The sequence below is a fragment of the Dyella sp. genome, from assembly GCF_035508675.1.
Taxonomy (GTDB): Bacteria; Pseudomonadota; Gammaproteobacteria; order Xanthomonadales; family Rhodanobacteraceae; genus Dyella_B.
On sequence record NZ_DATJMN010000238.1, the window covers coordinates 1 to 5,709 of the forward strand.

General features: G+C 62.4%; 4 protein-coding genes. All 4 read left to right on the plus strand.

The window, feature by feature from the left end:
* The coding region (locus VMA74_RS12550) for a complex I 51 kDa subunit family protein (RefSeq protein ID WP_325367424.1) at positions 1 to 1,296 on the plus strand (1,296 nt) is incomplete at its 5' end.
* 174 nt (positions 1,297 to 1,470) lie between these two features.
* The gene (gene fdhF / locus VMA74_RS12555; protein WP_325367426.1) at positions 1,471 to 4,350 is read left to right on the plus strand and encodes a formate dehydrogenase subunit alpha; all 2,880 of its coding nucleotides are present in this window, start codon (positions 1,471 to 1,473) and stop codon (positions 4,348 to 4,350) included.
* Positions 4,331 to 5,203 (plus strand): formate dehydrogenase accessory sulfurtransferase FdhD, encoded by an 873-nt coding sequence (gene fdhD / locus VMA74_RS12560; protein WP_325367428.1) that lies wholly within the window; start codon positions 4,331 to 4,333, stop codon positions 5,201 to 5,203. Before fdhF ends, fdhD begins: the two co-directional genes overlap by 20 nt.
* A complete protein-coding gene (locus VMA74_RS12565; protein WP_325367430.1) occupies positions 5,200 to 5,433 on the plus strand; it encodes a formate dehydrogenase subunit delta in 234 nt (77 codons plus the stop codon). The genes fdhD and VMA74_RS12565 overlap by 4 nt, the downstream gene beginning before the upstream one ends.
* Positions 5,434 to 5,709 lie beyond the last annotated feature (276 nt).

Consider the following 5,709-nt stretch of genomic DNA (forward strand, 5'->3'; position numbering starts at 1 on the left):
AAGCTTGGGCTCACCGAGGAAATTCCCTGGTTGAAAAGCCAGCAACGCCTTACCTTCGCGCGCGTGGGCATCGTCGATCCGCGCAGCCTGGACGATTATCTGGCCCACGACGGTTACCGCGGACTCGCCGCAGCACTGAAGATGGAACCTGCAGCCATCGTGCAGGCGGTCACCGACTCCGGCTTGCGCGGCCGCGGCGGCGCGGCCTTCCCGGCCGGCATCAAGTGGAAAACCTGCCTGGACGCCGCAGCCGATCAGAAATACATCGTCTGCAACGCAGACGAAGGCGATTCGGGCACCTTCTCCGACCGCATGATCATGGAAGGCGATCCATTCGTGCTGATCGAAGGCATGACCATCGCCGGGCTGGCGGTGGGCGCTACGCGCGGCTACATCTACCTGCGCATCGAATACCCGCATGCGCAGCGGGCGCTGCTGGCGGCGATCGAGGCGGCCAAGGCGCGTGGTTATCTGGGCGACAACCTCTGCGGCAGCGGCAAAGCCTTCCATCTGGACGTGCGCATGGGCGCCGGCGCCTACATCTGCGGCGAGGAAACCTCGTTGCTGGAAAGTCTGGAAGGCAAGCGCGGCCAGGTGCGCTTCAAGCCGCCGCTGCCGGCGATCCGGGGCTTGTTCGGCAAGCCGACGGTGATCAACAACGTGATCACGCTGGCGACAGTGCCGATCGTTCTCGATCGAGGCGCGGCGTTCTACCGTGACTACGGCGTGGGCAAATCACGCGGCACGCTGCCGTTGCAACTGGCCGGCAATGTGAAGCGGCCGGGGTTGGTGGAGCGCGCGTTCGGCCTGAGCTTGCGCGCATTGATCGAGGAATATGGCGGCGGCACCGCCAGCGAACGCCCCGTGCGCGCCGTGCAGGTGGGCGGTCCGCTGGGCGCGTACATTCCCGTATCGCAGTTGGATACGCCGATCGATTACGAAGCCTTTGCCGCCATCGGCGGCATGGTCGGGCATGGTGGCGTGGTGGTGTTCGACGACACGGTCGACATGGCGGCGCAGGCGCGTTTCGCGATGGAGTTCTGCGCGATCGAATCGTGCGGCAAGTGCACGCCATGCCGTATCGGTTCCTCGCGTGGGGTGGAGGTGATCGATCGCATCGTTGCCGGCGATACGGCGGAGAAGGCGCGCAACGAACTGTTGCTGCGCGATCTGTGCCAGACGATGGTGGCCGGTTCACTGTGTGCGCTGGGCGGCATGGCGCCGTTTCCGGTGCTGAGTGCGCTGGATCATTTTCATGAGGATTTTGAGGTCGCGAAGCAGCAGTCTGTTTTATGAGCGCATTGCCATGCCACCTTGCCGTCATTCCCGCGAAAGCGGGAATCCATTTTGCTCTTAGGCAAAAACGAAGATGGATTCCCGCTTTCGCGGGAATGACGTCCGTCCACGTTGGGCACGCAGGCTGTTTGGAAAGCTCGCGGTGACCGGATTTTTTGAGGAGGTAGCTTCATCATGCTGTCCATTGTTGAAATCGACCGCGGCACGCCCGCCGTCAAAACGGACAAGCACGTCACGCTGGACATCGACGGCCGCAGCATCCGCGTGCCGGAAGGCACCTCCGTGATGCGCGCCGCTGCGCAGGCCGGCATCAATATTCCCAAGCTGTGCGCCACCGACATGCTGGAAGCCTTCGGCTCCTGCCGCCTGTGCCTGGTCGAGATCGAAGGGCGCAAGGGCTATCCCGCCTCGTGCACTACGCCGGTCACGGAAGGCATGAAGGTCAGCACGCAAACGCAAAAACTGGCCGAGATCCGCCGCGGCGTGATGGAGCTGTACATTTCCGACCATCCGCTGGACTGCCTGACCTGTCCGGCCAATGGCCATTGCGAGCTGCAGGACATGGCGGGCGTGGTGGGCTTGCGCGAAGTGCGTTATGGCTACGACGGCGCCAACCATGTGTTCGCCAAGTCGAAAGAGGGCGACATCAACCCGCACTTCGCCGCGAAGGACGAATCCAATCCCTACTTCACCTTCGATCCCTCCAAGTGCATCGTCTGCTCACGCTGCGTGCGCGCCTGCGACGAAGTGCAGGGCACGTTCGCGCTGACCATCCAGGGGCGCGGTTTCGACTCGAAGGTTTCGGCCAGCCAGGACAATGCTTTCCTCGATTCCGAGTGCGTATCCTGCGGCGCCTGCGTGCAGGCTTGCCCCACCGCCACGCTGTCGGAGAACACGCTGATCGAACGCGGCCAGGCCGAACACAGCGTGATCACTACCTGCGCCTATTGCGGCGTCGGCTGCAGCTTCCGCGCCGAAATGAAAGGCGAGGAAATCGTGCGCATGGTGCCGAACAAGGACGGCCAGGCCAATCACGGCCATTCCTGCGTGAAAGGCCGTTTCGCGATCGGCTACGCCACGCATCCGGATCGCATCCACACACCGATGATCCGCCACAAGATCAGCGATCCATGGCGCATCGTCAGCTGGGAGGAAGCGATTGCGCACGTCGCCAGGGAGTTCAAGCGGCTGCAGGCGACATACGGCAAGTTCTCGGTTGGCGGCATCACCTCTTCGCGTTGCACCAACGAGGAAACCTACCTGGTGCAGAAGCTGGTGCGCGCAGGCTTCGGCAACAACAACGTGGATACGTGCGCACGCGTCTGCCATTCGCCCACCGGCTATGGTTTGAAAGCGACAATGGGCGAATCGGCCGGCACGCAGGATTTCGACTCGATCGAATGCACCGACGTAGTGCTGGTGATCGGTGCCAATCCCACTGATGCGCATCCGGTATTCGGCTCGCAGATGAAGCAGCGCCTGCGTGCGGGCGCCAAGCTGATCGTGGTCGACCCGCGCCGCATCGACCTGGTGCGTACCCCGCATATCAAGGCGGACTATCACCTGAAGCTGCGGCCCGGCACCAACGTGGCGGTGCTCAACGCACTGGCCCATGTGATCGTCACCGAAGGCCTGGTCGACGAGGCCTTCGTCGCTGCGCGTTGCGAAAAACCTGCCTTCGAAAAATGGCGCGCGTTCGCAGCACAGGAAAAGCACAGTCCTGAAGCGACGGAAGCCGAAACCGGCGTGCCCGCGGCGATGATCCGCAGCGCGGCGCGCCTGTACGCCACCGGCGGCAACGCGGCGATCTATTACGGCCTGGGTGTCACTGAGCATTCGCAAGGCTCCACCGCAGTGATGGGCATTGCCAACCTCGCCATGGCGACCGGCAATATCGGCCGCGAAGGCGTGGGCGTGAATCCGCTGCGCGGACAGAACAACGTGCAGGGGTCGTGCGACATGGGTTCGTTCCCGCACGAATTTCCCGGTTATCGCCATGTCGGCGATGCCGCGGTACGCGCATCGTTCGAGCAAGCCTGGGGTGTGCACCTGCACGACGAGCCCGGCCTGCGTATTCCCAACATGTTCGAAGCCGCCATCGACGGCAGCTTCAAAGGACTGTACATCGAAGGCGAAGACATCGCCCAATCCGACCCGAATACGCAGCACGTCACCGCCGCGCTGGAAGCGATGGAGTGCGTGGTAGTGCAGGATCTGTTCCTCAACGAAACCGCCAAGTACGCGCACGTGTTCCTGCCCGGCTGCTCGTTCCTGGAAAAGGATGGCACCTTCACCAACGCCGAGCGTCGTATTTCGCGCGTGCGCAAAGTGATGGAACCCAAGAGTGGCTATGCGGATTGGGAAGTGACCCAGCTGCTGGCCAATGCCATGGGCTATCCCATGCACTACGCGCATCCTTCCGAGATCATGGATGAGATCGCGCGCCTCACGCCAACCTTCCACGCAGTGAGCTTCGAGAAGATCGACCGCCTCGGCTCGATCCAATGGCCATGCAATGAGCAGCATCCTGAAGGCACGCCAGTCATGCACATGGATAAATTCGTGCGCGGCAAGGGCCGCTTCATGCTGACGGAATACGTGCCGACATCGGAGAAGGTCAATGCGACCTATCCATTGATTCTCACCACCGGCCGCATACTCAGCCAGTACAACGTCGGTGCACAGACGCGCCGCACCGCCAACGTGACATGGCACGACGAAGACCGACTGGAAATCCATCCGCACGACGCCGAGGAACGTGGTGTCGCCGAAGGTGATTGGGTCGGCATCGAAAGCCGCGCCGGCCAGACGGTGCTGCGTGCGCGCATTTCCGAGCGCATGCAGCCGGGTGTGGTGTACACCACCTTCCATTTCCCCGGTTCCGGCGCCAACGTCATCACCACCGAGAATTCGGACTGGGCGACCAACTGCCCCGAGTACAAGGTGACGGCCGTGCAGGTGACGCGCGTCAATCAGCCTTCCGAATGGCAGAAACGTTACCAGGCGTTTTCTCAAACGCAGCAGGCGTTGCTGGATGCAGCCGAATCATCCTGATTACCCCAGTCCTGATTACCCCGGCCCTGATCAAAGCCGCGGCTACGTGACGCGCCGGGTGGATCGCTACCGCCACGGCGAACACGAACAGGTGAGCGATGCCGTTACGGAAGAACTACCCGTGGCCATGCTCTACAACGACGTGCCATTTGCCGTGATGATGGTGACGCCGCTGGATCTGGAAGATTTCGCGCTGGGCTTTTCCTTGAGCGAAGGCCTGGTGGCGAAGCCGGAAGAATTGCTGTCCATCGACGTGCGTCCGCGCCTGGAAGGTGTGGAATTGGCGATGCGCGTGGCCTCCGATACGGTCGACCGGCGTGCAGGCGAAGCGGGTGAACGCTTGCTGCCCGGACGCAGCGGCTGTGGCCTGTGCGGGGCGCGCATGCTGGAAGACGCCGTGCGCCACCCCGCGCCGGTTGGCGATGGTCCACGCATCGAGGCCCGGGCGCTGGAGCGTGCGCTCGAAGCGCTGCAGGCCATGCAGCCAGTAAACAGCGTCACGGGTTCCATCCATGCTGCAGCGTGGGTCGACGTTGAGGGCAAGATCGCGCTTGTGCGCGAGGATGTCGGCCGCCATAACGCGCTGGACAAGCTGATCGGTGCGATGGTGAAAGCACGCATCGACCCTCAGCGGGGTTTTGCGCTCGTCACCAGCCGCGCCAGCTACGAGATGGTCACCAAGGCCGCCAGCGCCGGTATCACCTTGATGGCGGCGATCTCCGCGCCTACCGCGCTGGCCATCCATCTGGCCGAAAGCACCCACATGACCCTGGTCGGTTTTGCGCGGCCGGGCAGCTACGTCGTCTACACACATCCGCAGCGCTTGCTGCACGCTGCAGGGGCAACAGCATGAATATCGAACGCCTGGTTGCGATGGTCAACGACATCGGTCATTACTTCGCCGCCGAGCCGGACCAGACCTTGGGCGCCGCGGGCATCGCCGATCACCTGAAGCGATTCTGGGAGCCTGGCATGCGCAAGCAGATCGTGGCGCACCTGGCAGCGGGCGGCGAAGGTTTGGAGCCGCTGGCGAAGAAGGGCGTTGCGCGGCTGGCGGAGATTGATAACACGTTGCATGCGTGAATGAGCATAGCTTGCCGCCATGCGTCGTTTTACCCTGCCGTCATTACGAATCACCACGTAGGCTGAAATAAAATCCCAGCATAATACGGCCTGGAAAAGCTGGGATTTCATCCCAGCCTACAAAAACTGCCATCGCCACCTACCTCCCGCCATAAGCAAACATCGCCAGATTTAGAATGCGGGATTAGGCGGTAAAAAGAACGGCAAGCCTTTGATTTGGTTAAGCGCCGGTTGCGGCTGCTCGGTCCTGTGCACGAAATAGGCTGGCGGATTACA

What these genes read in the sequence shown, in the direction of transcription:
- fdhF (WP_325367426.1), top strand. Translation starts at nt 1,471, where the DNA reads ATGCTGTCCATTGTTGAAATCGACCGCGGCACGCCCGCCGTCAAAACG.
- fdhD (WP_325367428.1), top strand. Translation starts at nt 4,331, where the DNA reads ATGCAGCCGAATCATCCTGATTACCCCAGTCCTGATTACCCCGGCCCT.
- VMA74_RS12565 (WP_325367430.1), top strand. Translation starts at nt 5,200, where the DNA reads ATGAATATCGAACGCCTGGTTGCGATGGTCAACGACATCGGTCATTAC.